At 61.7% G+C, this 18550-nt stretch carries 15 protein-coding genes; 11 read left to right on the top strand and 4 right to left on the bottom strand.

From position 1 onward, the window contains the following. The first annotated feature begins 207 nt into the window (after window positions 1-207). Window positions 208-954, top strand: a complete 747-nt coding sequence (locus D8676_RS04435) for an SDR family NAD(P)-dependent oxidoreductase (protein ID WP_121579750.1) — start codon at window positions 208-210, stop codon at window positions 952-954. Between the two features lie 3 nt (window positions 955-957). On the opposite strand, the gene D8676_RS04430 is transcribed toward D8676_RS04435, so the two are convergent. Continuing rightward, the gene (locus D8676_RS04430) at window positions 958-2226 is read right to left on the bottom strand and encodes an ATP-binding protein (protein ID WP_121579590.1); all 1269 of its coding nucleotides are present in this window, start codon (window positions 2224-2226) and stop codon (window positions 958-960) included. Between the two features lie 47 nt (window positions 2227-2273). On the opposite strand from D8676_RS04430, the gene ppk2 reads away from it, so the two are divergent. Then, window positions 2274-3173 (top strand): polyphosphate kinase 2, encoded by a 900-nt coding sequence (gene ppk2, locus D8676_RS04425; protein ID WP_121579589.1) that lies wholly within the window; start codon window positions 2274-2276, stop codon window positions 3171-3173. Window position 3174: 1 nt separating this feature from the next. Here the strand turns inward: ppk2 and D8676_RS04420 are convergent, their stop codons facing one another. Continuing rightward, complete coding sequence (locus D8676_RS04420; protein ID WP_121579588.1) at window positions 3175-3609, bottom strand: hypothetical protein; 435 nt, start codon at window positions 3607-3609, stop codon at window positions 3175-3177. 177 nt (window positions 3610-3786) lie between these two features. Between D8676_RS04420 and D8676_RS04415 the strand changes: the two genes are divergently transcribed. From D8676_RS04415 to D8676_RS04380, 8 genes are all read left to right on the top strand, one after another. Beyond that, complete coding sequence (locus D8676_RS04415; RefSeq protein WP_121579587.1) at window positions 3787-5058, top strand: integrase family protein; 1272 nt, start codon at window positions 3787-3789, stop codon at window positions 5056-5058. 203 nt (window positions 5059-5261) lie between these two features. Then, the gene (locus D8676_RS04410; protein ID WP_121579586.1) at window positions 5262-6071 is read left to right on the top strand and encodes a hypothetical protein; all 810 of its coding nucleotides are present in this window, start codon (window positions 5262-5264) and stop codon (window positions 6069-6071) included. An 86-nt stretch (window positions 6072-6157) separates the two neighbouring features. Continuing rightward, window positions 6158-6340, top strand: a complete 183-nt coding sequence (locus D8676_RS04405; RefSeq protein WP_121579585.1) for a helix-turn-helix domain-containing protein — start codon at window positions 6158-6160, stop codon at window positions 6338-6340. Window position 6341: 1 nt separating this feature from the next. Further along, the gene (locus tag D8676_RS04400) at window positions 6342-6716 is read left to right on the top strand and encodes a hypothetical protein (RefSeq protein WP_121579584.1); all 375 of its coding nucleotides are present in this window, start codon (window positions 6342-6344) and stop codon (window positions 6714-6716) included. Then, window positions 6713-7456, top strand: a complete 744-nt coding sequence (locus D8676_RS04395; protein WP_121579583.1) for a hypothetical protein — start codon at window positions 6713-6715, stop codon at window positions 7454-7456. Before D8676_RS04400 ends, D8676_RS04395 begins: the two co-directional genes overlap by 4 nt. A gap of 29 nt (window positions 7457-7485) precedes the next feature. Continuing rightward, window positions 7486-7692 (top strand): hypothetical protein, encoded by a 207-nt coding sequence (locus D8676_RS27225; RefSeq protein ID WP_183096969.1) that lies wholly within the window; start codon window positions 7486-7488, stop codon window positions 7690-7692. Beyond that, window positions 7676-7897: a hypothetical protein gene (locus D8676_RS04385; RefSeq protein WP_121579581.1), complete on the top strand. Its 222-nt coding sequence runs from the start codon at window positions 7676-7678 to the stop codon at window positions 7895-7897. Before D8676_RS27225 ends, D8676_RS04385 begins: the two co-directional genes overlap by 17 nt. 120 nt (window positions 7898-8017) lie before the next feature. Beyond that, window positions 8018-8539, top strand: a complete 522-nt coding sequence (locus D8676_RS04380; protein ID WP_147448150.1) for a hypothetical protein — start codon at window positions 8018-8020, stop codon at window positions 8537-8539. Window positions 8540-8834: 295 nt separating this feature from the next. Here the strand turns inward: D8676_RS04380 and D8676_RS04375 are convergent, their stop codons facing one another. Next, window positions 8835-9482, bottom strand: a complete 648-nt coding sequence (locus tag D8676_RS04375; protein WP_121579579.1) for a response regulator transcription factor — start codon at window positions 9480-9482, stop codon at window positions 8835-8837. After that, window positions 9479-10789 carry an ATP-binding protein gene (locus D8676_RS04370; protein WP_147448149.1) on the bottom strand — a complete coding sequence of 437 codons (1311 nt, stop codon included), beginning with the start codon at window positions 10787-10789 and terminating at the stop codon, window positions 9479-9481. Before D8676_RS04370 ends, D8676_RS04375 begins: the two co-directional genes overlap by 4 nt. Window positions 10790-11195: 406 nt before the next feature. On the opposite strand from D8676_RS04370, the gene D8676_RS04365 reads away from it, so the two are divergent. Continuing rightward, window positions 11196-18542 carry a peroxidase family protein gene (locus tag D8676_RS04365; RefSeq protein WP_121579577.1) on the top strand — a complete coding sequence of 2449 codons (7347 nt, stop codon included), beginning with the start codon at window positions 11196-11198 and terminating at the stop codon, window positions 18540-18542. Window positions 18543-18550 lie beyond the last annotated feature (8 nt).

The following is an 18550-nucleotide window of genomic DNA, read 5'->3' as shown; positions in this document are numbered from 1 at the left end:
GGAGGACATGTTCGTCAAAACTTGCTGATAGGCTAACCGGATGACAGAAAAAAGAAACCGGAAAGCAAAGCATCCGCGCTCCCGGCAATGAAAAGACGCTAAGCTGGCAATCGACCGCGAAAGACGAAAGAAGCGGCCCGGCTGGCTCTTGACGACTGCGACAACATTTTGCCAGTCGATCCCGAGCACATGAAAGGAAAGAATTTCATGAACCAGATCGATCTGAGCGGCCAGACCGCTGTCGTCACCGGCGGCGCGCAGGGCATAGGTTTCGCGATTGCCCGCCGCCTGCTGGCGTCCGGCGCCAAGGTCAGCCTGTGGGACATGAACGCAGACGCCCTTGCAGCGGCGGTCTCGGCGCTCGGCGACGGTTCGTCCGCCAAGACGGTGGACATCACCGATCTGGAGGGCCTGAAGCGGGCGCATGCCGAGACCGAAGCGGAAGTCGGGCCGGTGTCGATCCTGGTCAATTCGGCCGGGGTGGCCGGCAACAACGCCACACTCGAAGACTACGATCCGGACGAATGGCGCCGCGTCGTCGAAATCAACCTCAACGGCACCTTCTACGTGAACAAGGTGGTGATCCCGTCGATGAAGGCCAGGAACTACGGCCGCATCGTCAACATCTCCTCGGTCGCCGGCAAGGAAGGCAACCCGAACCTCTCCGCCTATTCGGCGGCGAAGGCCGGCGTGCTCGGCCTGACCAAGTCGCTCGGCAAGGAACTCGCCAAATACGACATCGCCGTGAACGCGGTGACGCCGGCGACCGCCAACACGCGCATCCTGGAGACGCTGACCAAGGAGTTCATCGACTACATGCTGGTGCGCATCCCGCGCGGGCGCTTCCTCGAGGTCGACGAGGCCGCCTCGATGGTCGCCTGGCTGGTCAGCCGCGACAACAGCTTCACGACCGCCTCGACCTTCGACCTCTCGGGGGGCCGCACGACCTACTGAGGCTCACTTCACCGGCAGGTGGACGGTGAAGGCCGCGCCCTCGCCGAGGGTGGACTTGATCGTCAGCCGCCCGTTGTGGCGGGTCAGGATGTGCTTGACGATGGCAAGGCCGAGCCCCGTACCCTTGCGGCTGTTGTCGATGTCGACGCGATAGAAGCGCTCGGTGACACGCGGGATATGCTCCTCGGGTATGCCGGGCCCGAAGTCGCGGATGGTGACTGCGACTTCGTGACCGGGCGCGGCGGGCTTCTCGATCGAGACGACGACGCGGCCGCCGGCCTGGCCGTATTTGCAGGCGTTCTCCATCAAGTTCTCGAACACCTGGAACAGCTCGTCGCGGTCTCCCCTCGCCTCCACCGGCTCGTCGCCGAAGGTCCGTTCGATGACGACGCCGGACTCCTTCGCCAGCGGCGACAGCGAGTCGATGACGCTCTGCACGATCTGGCCGATGTCGACGGTGGCGCCGGGCGGCAAATAGGGCTTCATCTCCAGCCGCGAGAGCGACAGGAGGTCGTCGATCAGCCGCGCCATGCGCTGTGTCTGGTTCTGCATGATCTGCAGGAAATGATCGCGGGCGCCGGCATCGTTCCTGGCCGGTCCCCGCAGCGTCTCGACGAAGCCGGAAATCGAGGCGAGCGGCGTCCTCAGCTCATGGCTGGCATTGGCGATGAAGTCGGCCCGCATGCGATCGATGCGACGGGTCTCGCTCTGGTCCTTGAAGACGACGACGAAAAGACCGGTGCCGCGGCCGATCGCCGAGACCGTCACCCTGAATACCCGCTCGATGGGCACGCGCTCGACATAGTCGACCACCTCGGAAGCGGCGGCGCCGCTGCGCACGCGCTCGATCGCGGACTGGATCTCGGGAGCGCGGAACTTCATGAGCAGAGACAGGCCGGGCGCGATGGCGCCGAAAGCGGAACGGGCAGCGTCGTTGACATGCACCGCCGTGCCCGCCGCATCGAAGATGATCAGCGGATCGCTGACCGCCGCCGCAAGGCTTTGCGCGGACAGGCCGTCGAGCTGGGTGTTTTCGGCAGCGGCGGCGCGCTCTGCATCGCGCTGCCGGCGCGTACGGCGCGGCGCAAGCAAGGCGACGACCAGCACGAAAAGAAGGGCTGCGGCGACGAGCGCCCAGGGAGCGCCGCCGGCGATGGCGACCGCCAGCACCGCCGCAAAGCCCGCGCCCAGCATCCAGCGGCTCTGCGCCAGCCGGCCCGCGGCGAGGCTCAGGAACCGGCGCGTTCGTTCTTCCCGTCTGGTATCGACCATCGGCTTCCAATAGCATGACTGATGTCACAGGAAAGGGTGCATCACGGATGGCAACCGCGAAGAAGGACGACAAGCCCGAGGCAACAGGGCCGCTGAAGATCAAGGTGGCCGGCGTGGAGCGGGTTTTCGACATCGACAACCCTGTTCTGCCCGACTGGGTGGACAAGAAGACGGTCGCGACCGGCGGTTTTCCCTATGACAAGAAGCTGGACGAGGACGAATACGAAAAGACGCTGGAGCGGCTGCAGATCGAACTGGTCAAGCTGCAGGCCTGGCAGCAGTCTTCAGGCAACCGCGTGCTGGTCCTGTTCGAGGGGCGCGACGCCGCCGGCAAGGGCGGCACCATCAATGCGGTGCGCGAATACATGAACCCGCGCACGGCGCGCAACGTGGCGCTGCCCAAGCCGACCGAGACCGAGCAGGGCCAGTGGTATTATCAGCGCTACATCGCGCATTTCCCGACCAAGGGCGAATTCGTCACCTTCGACCGCTCATGGTATAACCGCGCCGGCGTCGAGCCGGTGATGGGCTTCTGCACACCCGACCAATACCGGCATTTCCTGAAGGAGACGCCGCGCTTCGAGAAGATGATCGTCGGCGAAGGCATCTGGTTCTTCAAGTTCTGGCTCGACGTGAGCCAGGAGATGCAGCTCGAGCGCTTCCATGACCGCCGTCACAGCCCGCTGACCAACTGGAAGTTCTCGCCGATGGACATAGCCGGCATCGTGCGCTGGGACGATTATACGAAGGCGCGCGACGAGATGTTCGAGGAGACGCACAGCGAGCATGCGCCGTGGACCGTCGTGCGTTCGAACGACAAGCGGCGGGCGCGCATCGAGGTCATCCGCCACGTGCTGCTGGCGCTCGACTATGCGGGCCGCGACATCGAGGCGATCGGCAAGCCGGACCCGAAGATCGTCGGCGCCGGGCCGAAGCTGCTGAAATAGGTCAGGCGGCGGTGGCGCGCCCGAGCGGCCGGTGCGGCGTCTTCTCCCAGAGATGCGGCGTGCGCCAGAGCTGCCAGGCCGCGCGCCAGGCGGCCAGCGACATCATCGTCCAGTAGACCGGCGTGAACAGCACGATTTTCCAGAAGCCGAGCTTCTCGCGCAGCGCCAGGGTTCGCCAGCCGAGCAGCAGGAAGGAGAGATAGCCGCAGGCGATGTTGACGAAGTCGATGGTGAGCAGCGCGGCCCGCAGTGTGCCGGTCGGCTTGGCGAGCGCCAGGTCGACGGCCAGGACCAGCCCGGTCACCAGAAGGAAGGGATGAGCCAGCGCCGAGAGCGCCATGCCGGCGAACAGTATCTGCGCGATGACGAAGGAGCCCGGCCCCAACTCGCGCAGGAGCAGCATCGGATCGCGCATGTGGACGAACCAGGTCTGCATCCAGCCCTTGAACCGGCGTTCGCCACTGTTTGCGCCTGTTCGTTACCGTTTCCATGCTTCAACGATTTCAAGTGGATAATGGTCGCGATCATCCATCATCGTTCGCTGACTTCCGCCAAAAATGTTGCTATAGTGTTGCTACGGAGCTGACCCAGGCATCAGAGGTAGTCTGAACCCTTGAACAGGCGACTCACGGCGACAGTACTCTCGGCCCTTCGTCCGAAGGCGGCAGCCTACTACGTCTCTGATGACCAGCAGGTCGGGTTGCGCGTTCGGGTTGCCCCCTCCGGCGTCATGACCTGGAATGTCGCTTATCGGATCAAGGGCGGCTCAACGAAGAGCGTGTCGCTGGGCCTATGCGATCCAAATGGCCGCAATGGGCTTGGGCTGGCCAATGCCCGTGACAGAGCCTCCGCAATTGTGAAGGCGGCCAGGCAAGGGCGGGACCTCCTCTCGGAGGAGATCGAGGCCCGAAAAGCCGATGAAGGGCGCATCATCCTCGAGAAATTGATCGAGCGCTATGCGAAGGCTATTAGCAGCCCGAATCGAAGAGGAGGGCAGTTGCGCACCGCCGGCGAGATCGAGCGCCGCCTGACACGCGCACTGGCGTCCAAATTGCAGATGGCTGCCGACGACCTCTCACGAGCGGACATAAGCAGTCTCCTCGACCCGGTTGCCGATGAGCATCCTCGCGAGGCGGAGAAGCGCCGTCAGGTGATCGGCGCGATGTATCGCTGGGGCATAGCGAAGGGGTATGCGACAACCGATCCTACGGCCGGCACCGAGGGTTATGGGCGCGGCAATCCGCGCGACCGGGTTCTGACGCCTGACGAAATCAAGGCCTTCTGGTCGTGGCTCGATGCTGGCGCTGAAAGCATGCCGCTGGACTGCGTCACTGCCTTGAGGCTCCAACTCTGCACTGGCGCCCGTATCGGCGAGATTGCCGGCATCGATGCGTCGGAACTACGATTTGATGGCGACAAGCTCATCTGGACGCTGCCGCCTCCCCGTTCAAAAAACAAACAGGAGCGAGTTACGCCACTTGTAGGGAAGGCGCGGGAACTGGTTGAGGCGGCGCTGGTGCAACGCAAGCGTGGCAACGTGTTCCGTACTCCACTTTCCGATCGCGCCCTCACTTCCACGGATGTGGGGCATGCGCTCAAGAAACGCGCCCTACCCTGCCCGAAGTTCAATACCCATGACCTTCGGCGTACAGTGGTCAGCGTCATGGACGAATTGGGAATTTCTCTCGACACCATTGCTGCAGTTGTGGGGCATCAACGTGGATCCCGTGACACCCGCACACTTGTCAGGCACTACAGCCGGCCGAGACTGGACAATCGGGTTGAAGCTGCCCTTGTCGCCTGGGATAGGCGGTTGATGGAGATCATCGGGGGTCAAGCTGAGCGACAACAAAGCACCGTGGTGATCCTGCGCGCGACGCCATGACGAACATCAGGATAGGACAATCATTCGACAAGCCGATAGCATCTCCTGATTTTCCTGCGGCCCCTGTGGCGAATGTTGCGATCGAAGACGAGATGCCTGAGCCTCGACCGAACGGAAAGCACGACGCAGGCGCGTGCTACGCACTCGAACGAGCGGCGTCGAGCAGGGACGACCTGGCATGCCCATGTCTAGAAGGGACGTAAGTGCTCGCCGGTTCGCACGCGCCTCGCTACGACGATCAACAGTTAGATCGGATTGCCTTAGCAATCGGAGACGGTTCTGACCTGGAAAAGCTGAAGCCGTTCCGCGAGCGCTTTAGGGATGCCGCGTCTTGGTACTTCGCCTCGCTAGACCGCAGCCGCCTGATCCCGGACAAGGAACAGAAGTCGGCAATAGAAGCGCTGGCAAGCGCGTGCGCGCGATTCAGAAAACACGCTAGCATCAAGATTGGCAGCGGCATCGACCAGCGTCCGGCAGCCCACAATCTGAGCGGTAAGCTCTCGACGGCAGTCAAAGCGATCCTGCGCCGACTCGGCGCCGACAAAGGCTCATGGGACGACAGGCTGCCGGATCGCAAGCTAGCATTGTTGCTCTCTGACGAGGCCGCTAAATACGAACTAGAGGACAGCGCGCTTCGACGTCATGCGGCAGCAATCGAAGGATATCAAGCGGATCTCGGCGCCGCTGTGGCGGCTGTGGACGATTTGGCAGAGCGGGCCCGCCGCGGTCAGAACAGACTGGAAAGGGTCAGGAAACTCACGGTTCGAGAAGGAAATTCCGGAGATGTGGCGCTCAACACTTGGATAGCGACCCATATGACCATCTACGAGGAGATCACTGGGCGCTATGCCGGCCGAAGCACAACGGGAACGCCGAGGGAACCAGGTGGACCTCTGAATAGATTCGTTATGGCATCCGCCGAGATTGTCGGCATCAAGGCGTCGGCGCGCAGCATCGACCAGCGCATTCTGCGGCTTCTGAGGTTTCGCCGTAACGCACAAAAAAAAATCTGATTCGATCAGGCGCAAAGTCTCACCCAACGTCCGATGTTGTCCGGCGACGGCCAGTAGTGACTGGCGCAAACGAGGAAGGACGGACAATGACGGAGCCGCTTGCAGTATCGATCACCGAAGCATGCCATCTGCTTGGGGTCGGACGGTCGAAGCTTTACGAGTTGATCGCCGCGAAGGAAATCCCGCTCATCAAGCTCGGCCGCAAGAGCTTGCTCCCCGTCGCCTCGCTGCGGGCCTTTATCGAAAACAAGGCGAAAGAGGCCGCGTGAGATGCAACCGGCGGGCTCTCAGGATATCGAAGCGCTCGGCCGCGGATTCGGCGGCTACGATCTAATCCAAATCCGCCATCCCGAGCAAGCTGCCCCGCCGAGGAGCCGTCAGCGCGAGGAATCTGACGACTATCCGACGGTGGTCGCCAACATTAACGCCGTCTGCCGGATCATCGAAGGTCGGGATGGCATCCAGTGGATCCTACAGCGTCTCGCCGGAAAGAGGCATGGACAACCAAGGTGGGAGGGCAAGCGCTACTGCCAGACCCGGCAGGTGCGCTTGCGCTCTGTCCACGACTTGTGTGGGTCTGTGGATGCCACCGCGCTCGCTATCCTCGAAAGCCTGCCCGACTGGATCGAAGGGGGGGTGGCGTGAGGACACGCAGGTCAATAGGCGACAAACATCTCCGCTTCTACGAGTGGGAAACCAAAAGCGAAGCCTTCCGTTCGCTTAACGTCTACGCACGTGCTCTCCTGATAGAGTTCAAGCGCAAATACAACGGCCAGAATAACGGCGCTATCTCGATGTCCAGTCGCGAAGCGGCCGCCTTGATTGGTTGCAGCAACAAGCCAATACCTCTGGCTTTCGCGCAACTTTTTGATCGGGGCTTTATCAAGTTGGTCCAGCGTGGGAGCTTTGACAACAAAGTCCGTATAGATGGGTCGCTGCGGGCGAGCACTTACCGATTGACTGAGTATGCAATCGACGAGCCGATCCGCATTGCTGATGTGCCAACCAAAGAGTTCATGCGTTGGAGGGCACCGGCTGATCTCGGATCTCATGACAGGGCCCTTCTGTCGGACAAGAAAAAAAACCGGTACGCCGAAAGCACACGCAAGGTACGTCCACGGGGTACCGAGTCCGACACAACGGTACGCTCGAAGCGTACGACAGGTACGCCGCCAGTGCACGATGGCCACAAATTTGAGTCCAACGACGGTACGCCGGAAGCATACACATATAGTATGCCACATGAGGCGGGCAGACCGCCGAGCGCGCAGCCGACCAACGAGCAAGCGCGCGGAGGCGGTCCACAGCTGAGTGAGATGCAGGCAATCGGTCCCGTTTCCGATGCTCTGATGCGCACGCTCCAGAAGAAGCAGCGTGCGGCTTAGATCGCGCTCTCGACCCTTTGAGGACCACGATGCCAGCCCTGAAAGACGCCGAGCACGAACGTATGGCTCAAGAACTCGCCGAAGGACGTAGCGCTGATGAAGCCTCTGCGAAGGCTGGCTACAGCCACATCGCGGAATGGCTGTCTGCTTGGGTACAAAGAGAGCTTCAAGGCCGCGTTTCCGAATTGCAGAAAAAGCCAATCCAGAAGGTCCCCCAGCATGACAGCCGACTATAGCAAGCTCGCGCGTCTTATCGTCGGTGCCGCGAGCCAAACGCAGAACTGTGAAGAGTTCAGACGTCTCATCGCAACCCTACTAGCCGGCTCATTGGTCATGATGCATAAGCGCTATGACCGCAGCCCGACCGCCAGCGTCGACTGGGTGGAGTTGGCGATGCAGGATGCATTCGAAATGTTCACCGACTTGGAGGGGCTGTTGTGAAGATCTCGGTGCAGTTCGACACATCCGTCCGCGGACAAGGGCCGAGCCTGGGTTCTATCGAAAGCGTAGCGACGGCAACGAACTGCTCGACAGCGCATGCAAGGTCTAGCGCAACAGACGATGGCGGGTGACACGATGCCAGTCGTGGAGAACGCCAAACACGAACGTATGGCCCAAGGGCTCGCCAAAGGCCTCAGTGCTGACAAAGCGTATGTGCAGGCGGGCTACAAACCGCACCGTGGTAACGCTGCTCGATTGAGTGCAAATGAGCGCATCAAAGCCCGCGTTGCGGAAATCCAGCAAAAGCAGGTCAGCCGCACCATCGAACATGCTGCCATTAACGCACGTGAAGAGATGCAAATGTTGCGTTCGCTTGTCAGAGACGCTCGTGAGGCCGGCGACATCAAGACTGCAATGCAGGGCCAGATGTTCATTCTGGAATGCTTCGGCTTCAAGGATCTCCCAACGCTGACCCACGAGATGCTAGGCGATCGTAGCGCTAACACGGCCGCGGCGCCGCCGACCTCTGAGCGCCAGGCCGAGGTGGTGAAGAAGAACGTCTTGCAGTTTGGGAGAGTGCATCAAGAACTGGAGCGCCTGGCCGGCCCGCGCGTGATTGAGCACGATCCAACGAGGAAGTAACGTGTATTGCGCAATACGATCCCGCTGTATTGCGCAATACACGTCCTTCGCTCGTAGCGCGCAAGGGAGCAGCAATGTCCGTTTTGCGCCCCCATCTCGGCCATTCCGGTGAGCAGTTGGTTATCCCAAAAGCAGCCGTCAGTCTGCAGCGGTGGTTGGGACACTATGACAGCGCTCCGCCACGTCGCCCAGGAATATCTGGTTGACGTAGTGCCCGTTTGTTTCCCCGACATCCAGGATACCGTTGACCAAGGCAGGTGGGGCTTGGCGGCGTACCTCTTGATTGCTGTACGGGTTATCGCCCGGAAACCTTCCCCCAAATCCGTTCTGCAACAAGAGAAGCCTCGACCCTGTTGCGGGCGTTTAGCTTCTTTAGGATCCTCGTGACATGGTATTTGACAGTTTTCTCGACGATACCCAACTGTTCTCCGATTTCACGGTTGCTCAAACCCGTAGCCATCAGGCGGAGCGTCTTTTCTTCCTGTCTTGTCAGTGACGACAATACGCTTGTCGGTGTCTTGCCAGTTACGTTTCCGAGGATTCTCAGCGTAAGGTTTGGCGACACGAACGACTCTCCGGCCGCGATGCCCTTGACCGCATCGATTAGGTCGTTCGCCTTCACCCCCTTCAACACGTAACCGACGGCTCCCGTCTCCAACGCACGCATTATGTCGTCGTCTTCTTCCGAGACCGTGAGCATCATTACCTTCGGAGCATTGTCCAGTTCGAGAAGCTCCTTCGCTGCCTCGATGCCGTTCCCTGGCATGTTTATGTCGAGCAGAACGACATCGGGACGATGCCGGACGACAAGCTCCAGAGCCTCTGCCGCCGACCCTCCTTCTCCCACTACTTCCAGGTCGTCATCAAGATTGAGTGTCTGCGCCACTCCGACCCTGAACAGCGCATGATCGTCCACAATGACTACAGATGTCCGCCCGCTCACTTGACGCTCCCCCTGTCAATTTCCAGGCACATTTCAACGACGGTGCCTCCCGCTTTGTTCTGCCTGATGTTCACTGTTCCCCCCAAGCTCTCCACGCGGTCGCGCATCCCTGTCAAACCGAGGCCAAACTCCGCCATCGTCGGTGTCCGCCCGCCGCCGCCGTCCCGCACGGAGACAGTCAGCAACGATCTCTCCAGCCGGCAGGAAACCGACTGCCCGATCCCGCCTGCGTGCTTGAATGCATTGTTGAGGCCCTCCTGCACGAAGCGGTAGACGCAGATTTTTACCGAATGGGCGAACGGCTCGCCGCGAAGTGTGCAGTCCAGCTCAACCTGTGTCCCAGTCCGCTTTTCGTGTGTCCGCGCCACAAGATCGATGACTTCGCAAAGTGGAATCTCCTCGATTTCCGGCAGCATCAATCCCTTGGAAATCGTCCGGATGTCACGGAGAGTCTCCGTAAGCACAGCATCCATGAAGTCGAGTTCTTCGTTACGCTTCGCATCCGTCCGGGCGCGGCGGATATGTTCGACTTTCAGGTTTGCCAAGCCCACGAGTTGCGCCGGGCCGTCATGCAGTTCCGCGCCGACATTCCTCAGGTATTTGGCGTTCAGTTCGGCGACGCGGCTCGATGCGCGCTGCGAGCGCTCCCTGAGAATCCTGTTCTGTTCGGAGAATTCCCTGACTTCCTCGAGATTTTCGCGGAGTCTTTCCTGCTGCTCGGCGATAGTCCTGCTTCCGCGGTAGACGATGCCGTAGAGGCTCATCATGACCAGCAGGGTAAGCCCGGCCGTCGCGAACCAGGTCTGGAGCCGGATCTGAATGAGCTTCTCCTCCAGCGGGCCGGGGAGTTCATGGATTTCCGCGACGGCGATGATCCGTCCCGAATGGTCTTCCCGTACGGGGACATAGATTTCGAGGAATTTCTTGTTGATGTGCCTCGCCACATGTTCCTGCGCCTCGAGGTCGGTGTACTGGGCTGAAATCGTGCCCTGCAAGGCCGCCTTCAACCCAGCGGGCGGAGCAAATTTCTGCCCTATCAGTTCGCTCGAAGTCGAATAGGCGACGAAGCCGTCGGGTTTCCATATTTCGAGATGCGGAAACCTCTTCTTGAAATCTTCTGAACCGAGAAGGCGGTCGAGCGAAGCAGCGGCCTCAAGGGCCAGGGTGTCATTTTCAGCCAGGCTCCCCGCATGGGGAGACAGGAAGCTGTCCATGAATAACGCGGTCCTTGCCGCCGTATGTTCGACCGTAGCTTTGGTCACGATGCCGGACATGATCATTCCGGCGAGGGCTGCCGTCGCCAGCATGACCAGCCCCCCGGCCACGGCGAATTGCCTGGACAGGCTCCATTCGCGGAACCCCCTGGCCAAGTTTGCGGAGTGCCACCCGGCGTACTGAATTGCCGTATCCGCCACAATAGCCCCCAGCCAAGTGTCGCGATGACTGTATAGCCGACGAAAAGCATTCCGGCTATGGCACTTGGTCCCATCCAAACCACGACCATGGTCTAGCCCAAGTCTATTCGATCGCCGAGGTTCGTTCAGACGAACAAGGAAGCAATTTCGTCAGACCTTCCGAAATATACATCTCCCCTTCCATTTCGCATCTTCTCCCACGATCTGGGCTGGTCCCGAAGACCGCAAGACAGCCGCCGAACGGTTGCTGCAATTGCTCGGGACGCAAGGGCGCGAAGCGCGCCAGGGGAGGGTAATTATGGTAAGCTTGGTCAAACACGATCTGGAATTCATCCTGAAGCAGATCAAGATCGCCGAGGCACATGCGGCGGGCGGAGACCTTGCCGAACTGGTGGGAAATCCGCTTTCGCCTTGGGGACTTCGCACCGTTGACGGCAGCCACAACAACCTTGTTCCCGGACGGGTGGAATGGGGCGCTGCCGACAGCGAGTTCCCGCGGCTGACAGAACCTGGCGCGCCTCTGAACGACGCCGACGGCGACAGCATGGCGTTCGGGCCGGGGATGGTGCTGACGAACACCGACTACGGCGTTCCGGGAGATGTCGCGGACGCCGATCCCAGGCTGATCTCCAACCTGATCGTCGACCAGACCATGGACAATCCGGCGGTCATCATCGCCGCGCTGGAGCACGCCGAATATACGGGCGACTTCGGGGCGGCGGTCGCCGCGCTGCAGCAAGGATACAACCAGTACAAGCTGATCGCAGAGGCCCTGGGGGACAACGAGGCGGCCCTGTCCCCGATCCGCGACGCCTGGCACGCGGACGTTGCCGCCTATGGCATCGAGATGGACGGCACCACCGTCTTCCTGCCGAACGTGTCGCCGGACATCGGCGATTCCGCGCCCTACAGCTCGGTCTTCACGCTGTTCGGGCAGTTCTTCGACCACGGCCTCGACCACGTGGCGAAGGGCAACAATGGCACCGTCTACATTCCGCTCTCGCCCGACGACCCGCTTTACGTGCCGGGTTCGCACACGAATTTCATGCCGATGTCGAGGGCCAGCACCGGCGACAACGCCATGAACACGACGACCCCATGGGTCGACCAGAACCAGACCTACGGGTCGCACGCTTCGATCCAGGTCTTCCTGCGCGAATACAAGCTCGTCGACGGCAAACCCGTGGCGACAGGGCACTTGCTGGAAGGCGAACAGGGCGGCATGGCCACCTGGGGCGACGTCAAGGCGCAGGCGGCCGACATTCTCGGCATCAAGCTAACCGACATGGACGTGGGCAGCGTCCCGCTTCTGGCAACCGACGAATACGGCAACTTCATCCCGGGCGAGAACGGCTTTCCGCAGCTTGTCGTCGGTCTCGGGGTCGACGACCTCGTCGAAGGTTCGGCGGGAGCGGGCGCGATTGATCCGACCTTGGCCGGAGCTTTCAGAACCCCGCAGGCATTCCTTCTCGACATCGCGCACCACGCGGCACCCGGCACATACGATCACGACCACAATCCGGCTACCGCAGCGCTGCCACTGGTTGCCGACGATGACGCCGTCACCGGCGACGACGGCAATCCGTTGACCTACGACAACGAAATGCTCGACGCACATTTCATCGCGGGCGACGGCCGGGCCAACGAAAACATCGGCCTCACGACGATCCACCACATCTTCCATTCCGAGCACAACCGTGTCGTCGAGCACGCCAAGGAAGTGATCATAGCCTCGGGCGATGTCGACTTCCTGAACGAATGGCTGCTGACCGATGTCACGGGCATTCCGGCGACCACCGACCCCGGCTACGCTGCATGGGCCGAAGGCTTGTTGTGGGACGGCGAACGCCTCTTCCAGGCCGGGCGTTTCACCACCGAAATGGAATACCAGCACCTCGTCTTCGAGGAATTCGCCCGCAAGATGCAGCCGGACGTCGACGCGTTCTTGTTCGAACCCGATCCGGACATTAACCCCGCGATCTTCGCCGAGTTCGCCAACGTCATCTACCGCTTCGGCCATTCGATGCTGCGGGAGACTGTCGACCGCGTGCACACGGACGGGACGACGGACCACCTGGACCTGTTCGAGGCCTTCCTCAATCCGCTTGCCTACGACAATTCGGGAACGATGACGCACGATATGGCGGCCGGAGCGGTCATGCGCGGCATCAGCGGGCAAGTCGGCAACGAGATCGACGAGTTCGTCACCAACGTGCTGCGCAACCAGCTGGTCGGCATTCCCCTCGATCTGGCGGCCATCAACATCGCCCGCGGCCGCGACACCAACATGCCGACGCTCAACGAGGCACGCGCCCAGCTTCAGGCGGCCGCAGGCGGCGACAGCCAGCTCGACCCCTATACGAGCTGGGCCGACTTCGCGCTCAATCTGAAAAACCCGGCTTCCATCGTCAACTTCATCGCGGCCTATGGAACGCATGAGGCGATCGAGGCGCAGGAAAGCGTCGCGGGCAAGCGCGCCGCGGCCATGGCCATCGTCTTCGGGACCAACCAGACGTTCCGTGACGGGATAACCAACACGGACAAGGTGATCCTGGCTTCCAGTATCACCGACCGTCTCGACTTCCTCAACAGCACGGGCACGTGGACAGCCGCCAACAGCGGACTCGACACCGTGGACTTCTGGATGGGCGGCCTCGCCGAGAAGAAGATGGATTTCGGCGGCATGCTGGGTTCGACCTTCTCTGCCGTTTTCGAACTGCAGATGGAAAACCTGCAAGACGGCGACCGCTTCTACTACCTGTCGCGCGTCCAGGGCCTCAACTTGCTTTCGGAACTCGAGGGCAATTCGCTCGCCAAGATGGTGCTGAGAAACACCGATCTCGGCGCGGACGGCACCGCGATCCCCGGCGACATCTTCTCGCGTCCCGACCTCGTGCTCTATATGGACGAGGCAAGGCAGGCGGCGATGACGGGGCTTCCCGATCCCGTCCACCAGAATGCCACGCTTGAAGCCATTTCGAAGATGGTCGACCGTCGCGACACCGACGGCGACGGCGTCACCGACTACCTGCGCTACAACGGCGGCGACCATGTCGTCATGCAGGGCACCTCCGGCAACGACACGATCATCGGCGGCGAAGGCGACGACACTCTCTGGGGAGGCGACGGCGACGACCGCCTGGAAGGCGGTTATGGCGTCGACCACGTCCATGGCGGTGCTGGCGACGACATCATCACCAATTCCGGCACCGACATCGGAGCCGCCGACTTCCTTCACGGCGAAGAGGGCAACGACGTCATCCACGGCGGCTCGGGCCTGTCGTTGATTTTCGGCAACCAGGGCCAGGACTTCCTGATCGCCGGACCTGACGGCAAGACGGTCATGGGCGGCACCGACGACGACTTCATCCTTGGCGGCGACGGCATGGACTTCCTCTTGGGCGAAGCCGGAAACGACTGGCTGGAAGGCGGCGGCCGCTTCGACACGCTGGCAGGCGAGAATTCGGAGCTGTTCTTCAATTCGTCCATCATCGGTCACGACGTGCTGAACGGCCAGCGGGGCGACGTCGACTACGACGCGGAGTCCGGCGACGACATCATGCTCCAGGGCGTCGGCATCCAGCGCAACAACGGCATGTCCGGCTTCGACTGGGCGATCCACAAGGGCGACGAGGTCGCGGCCAACTCGGATTTGGGCATTCCGATCTTCGCGACGCAGGAAGACTTCATCCTGCGCGACCGCTTCGACCTGGTCGAAGGCCTCTCCGGCTGGAAATTCGATGACGTGCTCACCGGCCGCATCGAAAACACGAACACGCGCGCCGAACTCGAAGGCACGGCAGCCATACCGGGTCCGGATTCGATCCTGGACTCCTACTCCAACGCACTGCTGGAAAAGAACATCTCGCTGATTTCCGGCCTCGACCAGATCGTTGCGCACAGCGCCCGCCACACCCAGGTCGGCAATGACGGCACCGAGGAGGTTGTCGCCTTCGAAACCAACGACGCCTCGGACATTATCCTGGGCGGCGGCGGCAGCGACAGGATAATGGGCCTTGCCGGAAATGACGTAATCGACGGCGACAAATGGCTCAACGTGCGCATCGCGGTCTTCGCGCTGGACGCGAACGGCAACCAGACCGACACGCTGCTCGCAACCGCCGACGGCATGACGGGCAAGCTCTATAACACGGCGGAAGGACTCGCGGCCCAGGATCCGGCCGACCTTTACAATCCGGGCGGCGTCGCGAATTTCTCCGGAATGACGCTTGACCAGGCGATGCTCAGCCGCGCCCTCAATCCGGGCCAGCTCAGGATCGTCCGCGAAATCGTCGACGGCAACCAGGCTGGCGACATCGACACCGCCGTCTTCACGGACCTGCGGGTGAACTACAGCTTCGGCGTGAACACGGATGACAGCCTCTACGTCGACCACACGCCTCCCGCAGCCGACGAAACCGACGTTCTCGGCGACAACATCGAGGGAGTGACCGAAAAGCCGGTCCTCGACGGACGCGACACGGTCCGCAACGTCGAACGTCTCGAGTTCACCGACCTAACCATGAACGTCATCAACGGCACCGCCGCTGGCGAGACCCTCAACGGCAACGTCGCCGGGACAGGCCTGATCCATGACGTGATCATGGGCTTCGAAGGCAACGACACGCTGAATGGCGGCTCGGGCGACGACGTCCTGATCGGCGGCAGCGGGAACGACCAGCTGAACGGCGGCAGCGGCGACGACATCTACGTCTTCGGCCTGACGGACGGCCAGGACACGGTCGATGACGCGAGCGGCAATGACAAGATCAGCATCGCCCTCGGCGGGGCCGCGCTGAGCGAACTGAACTTCGTTCGTGAAGCCGACGGCGACATGCGGATAGACCTGAACGGCCAGCGGATCACCGTGACCGATCATTTCGACAACAACGGAAGGACGGTCGAGACGGTCAGCTTCGACGGCGGCAGCTACGGCGGATATGGTTTCTACCTGGCCGACGACGAAGGTGACGAGATTTTCCGCGGCACCTACGCTCTGAGCACCGATACGAATGCCGATGGACAGATCACCGCGGAAGCCGATGTCGACACGATCCTCGCCGATGTCAGCGGCAGCGTCGCCTCGACCCTGCTGGGCAACAGCGGTGACGACATGCTGTTCGGCGGCGCGGGCGCGGACATCCTCGACGGCGGCGCGGGCGTAGACCTTCTGGTCGGTGGCTCCGGGGGCGACACCTATATCGTCGACGACATCGGGGACACCGTGGTGGAGCTTGCCAATGGTGGCACCGACACCGTGCAGACCTCGCTTGCGAGCTACACGCTGGACGCAAATGTCGAACGGCTGACCTATACCGGAACAGGCGACTTCACCGGGGCAGGCAACGAGCTCGACAACATCATCACCGGCGGAGTTGGTGCCGACAGTCTCTATGGCGGTCTCGGCGACGACAGGCTCGTCGGTGGTGACGGTGACGACGCTCTCTTCGGCGGAGACGGCAACGACACGCTGAACGGAGGAAACGGCGACGATGCCATCCATGGCGGTGCCGGCGACGACACCATCAATGTCGGCGGGGGTTTCAACACCATCGTCTACAACGAAGCCAACTTCGGCACGGACACCGTCGCAAGCTTCGATGCCAACCCGAGCGGCGGCCAGGACAAGATCGACCTCAGCGGCCTTGGCATAACTGACGCCAATTTCGGGACTGCGGTTGCGATAACTACCGTTGGAGGCGACACCCATGTGACTGTTGCGGGTGGCACCATCATCCTGACAGGGGTCAGCGGCACGGGATCGAACGCGATCGACCGGACGGACTTCATCCTGGCCAACGACGTCGATGTCGTGATCGAAGGCGACGCGGGCGACAACACGCTCAACGGCACTGCCGGAGACGACGTCATCAACGGTCTTGGCGGCAACGACACCGTCAACGGCCTGGCCGGGGACGATACGATCGACGGCGGCACCGGCGACGATATCCTTAATGGCGGAACCGGGGACGACACCATCCATTGGACCGCTCCTGAGGGCGGGACCGGCGGATGGGATGTCGTCGACGGCGGGTCGGAAGGCATCGGTGGCGATACATTCGTCATCACCGGAAACTCCAGCTACGAAATCTTCCGTTTCTATCCTGCCGAAGACGCCACGACCCTTTACCCCGACCTGGTCCTCAAGGGAGCCGCCACCGAAATCGTGGTCACCCGGACGCTGGTCGTGAACGGGGCGGAGACGACAACGGAAGTCATCGCCGAACTGTCGGAGATCGAGGAAATCGTCATCAACGGCACGTCGGCCAGCGGCGTCGGCGAAGCGGGTGGCGACAGGTTCGAGCTGATCGGCGACTTCGCCGAGCAGGGCGAGGAGACCAGCCTCCGCACGAGCACGATCACAATCATCGGCACGGACGGTGACGACACGGTCGACATTTCCAAACTCGCTTCGGCCCACCGGATCGTGTTCAAGACCAAGGGCGGGAACGACACCATCATCGGCACGCTCCGTCCGCAGGACGTGGTCGAACTCGAAGACGGCAAGACGATCGACGACTATACCCGCACCTCCAACCTTGACGGTTCGACGACCATCTCCAGTGGAACTCATACCGTTACCTTCTTCAGCACGGGCAGCGGGCCGCAGTTCGGACTTGGCGAACTCGTCCTCGGCAATGACGACGATGATAACGACGACAACAGCCAACACGACGATGATCATCACGGCGACGATGACCATCACGATGACGACGATGATCATGGCCATGATGGCGATGATGATGACGACGATCATGATGAGGACGGCGATGACGGCTCGTGCGGCCAGCCATCGGATGGGGATACCAACCCGGGACCGACGGTCGCCGGAGCGATCGTCGGGACGTCCGGTGCGGATGCCCTGATCGGCACCGCCGCAGGCGAAACGATCGACGGCCTCGGTGGACGCGATGTTGTCTTCGGCCATGGCGGGGATGACAACATCTTCGGCGGTGGCGGTGCCGACATGCTCTACGGGGACGGCGGCAACGACCGCATACTCGGCGAGAACGGCAACGACTTTATCAACGGCGGGTCGGGCAACGACACGGTCTTCGGCGGAAACGGCGACGACATCATCGTGGCCGAAGCGGGTGACGGCAATGACACCTATTACGGCGACGACATGGTGGGCGGATCGGGCAACGACACGCTCGACATGTCGGCGATCACCGCCAACATCACCGCCGATCTCGGCACAGGGCACCTGGGCCGGGGTAGCGTCTCGAGCATTCAGACTGGTTCCGACACGATTTGGGGCATCGAAAACATCATCACCGGATCAGGCAACGACACAATCACCGCAAGCGGTGCCGTCAACATCATTGACGGCGGCGACGGCAACGATGTGTTCCGTTTCCTCTCCGCCGAACATGCCGACGGCGATACAATCCTCGGGTTCCAGCCCGGCGACAAGATCGACCTCAGCGGCATGGACGCGAACTGGTGCGAAACGGGCAAGCAGAGCTTCACCCTGGTGTCGGACGGCTTCACGGGCAGGGGTCAGCTCATGGTCACCCATGAAATCCGTGAAGGCGAGGACTACACGGTCGTCCAGGGCAACGTCTCCGGCGGAGCCGATGCGGACTTCAAGCTCAGCATCAAGGGGTCGCACGACCTGACTGCAGGCGACTTCAACCTCTGACGGAGCGT

Source organism: Mesorhizobium sp. YM1C-6-2 (assembly GCF_003666685.1).
GTDB lineage: Bacteria > Pseudomonadota > Alphaproteobacteria > Rhizobiales > Rhizobiaceae > Mesorhizobium_K.
The sequence above is the reverse complement of the archived record's forward strand: the minus strand, read 5'-3'. Positions and strand labels throughout refer to the sequence as shown.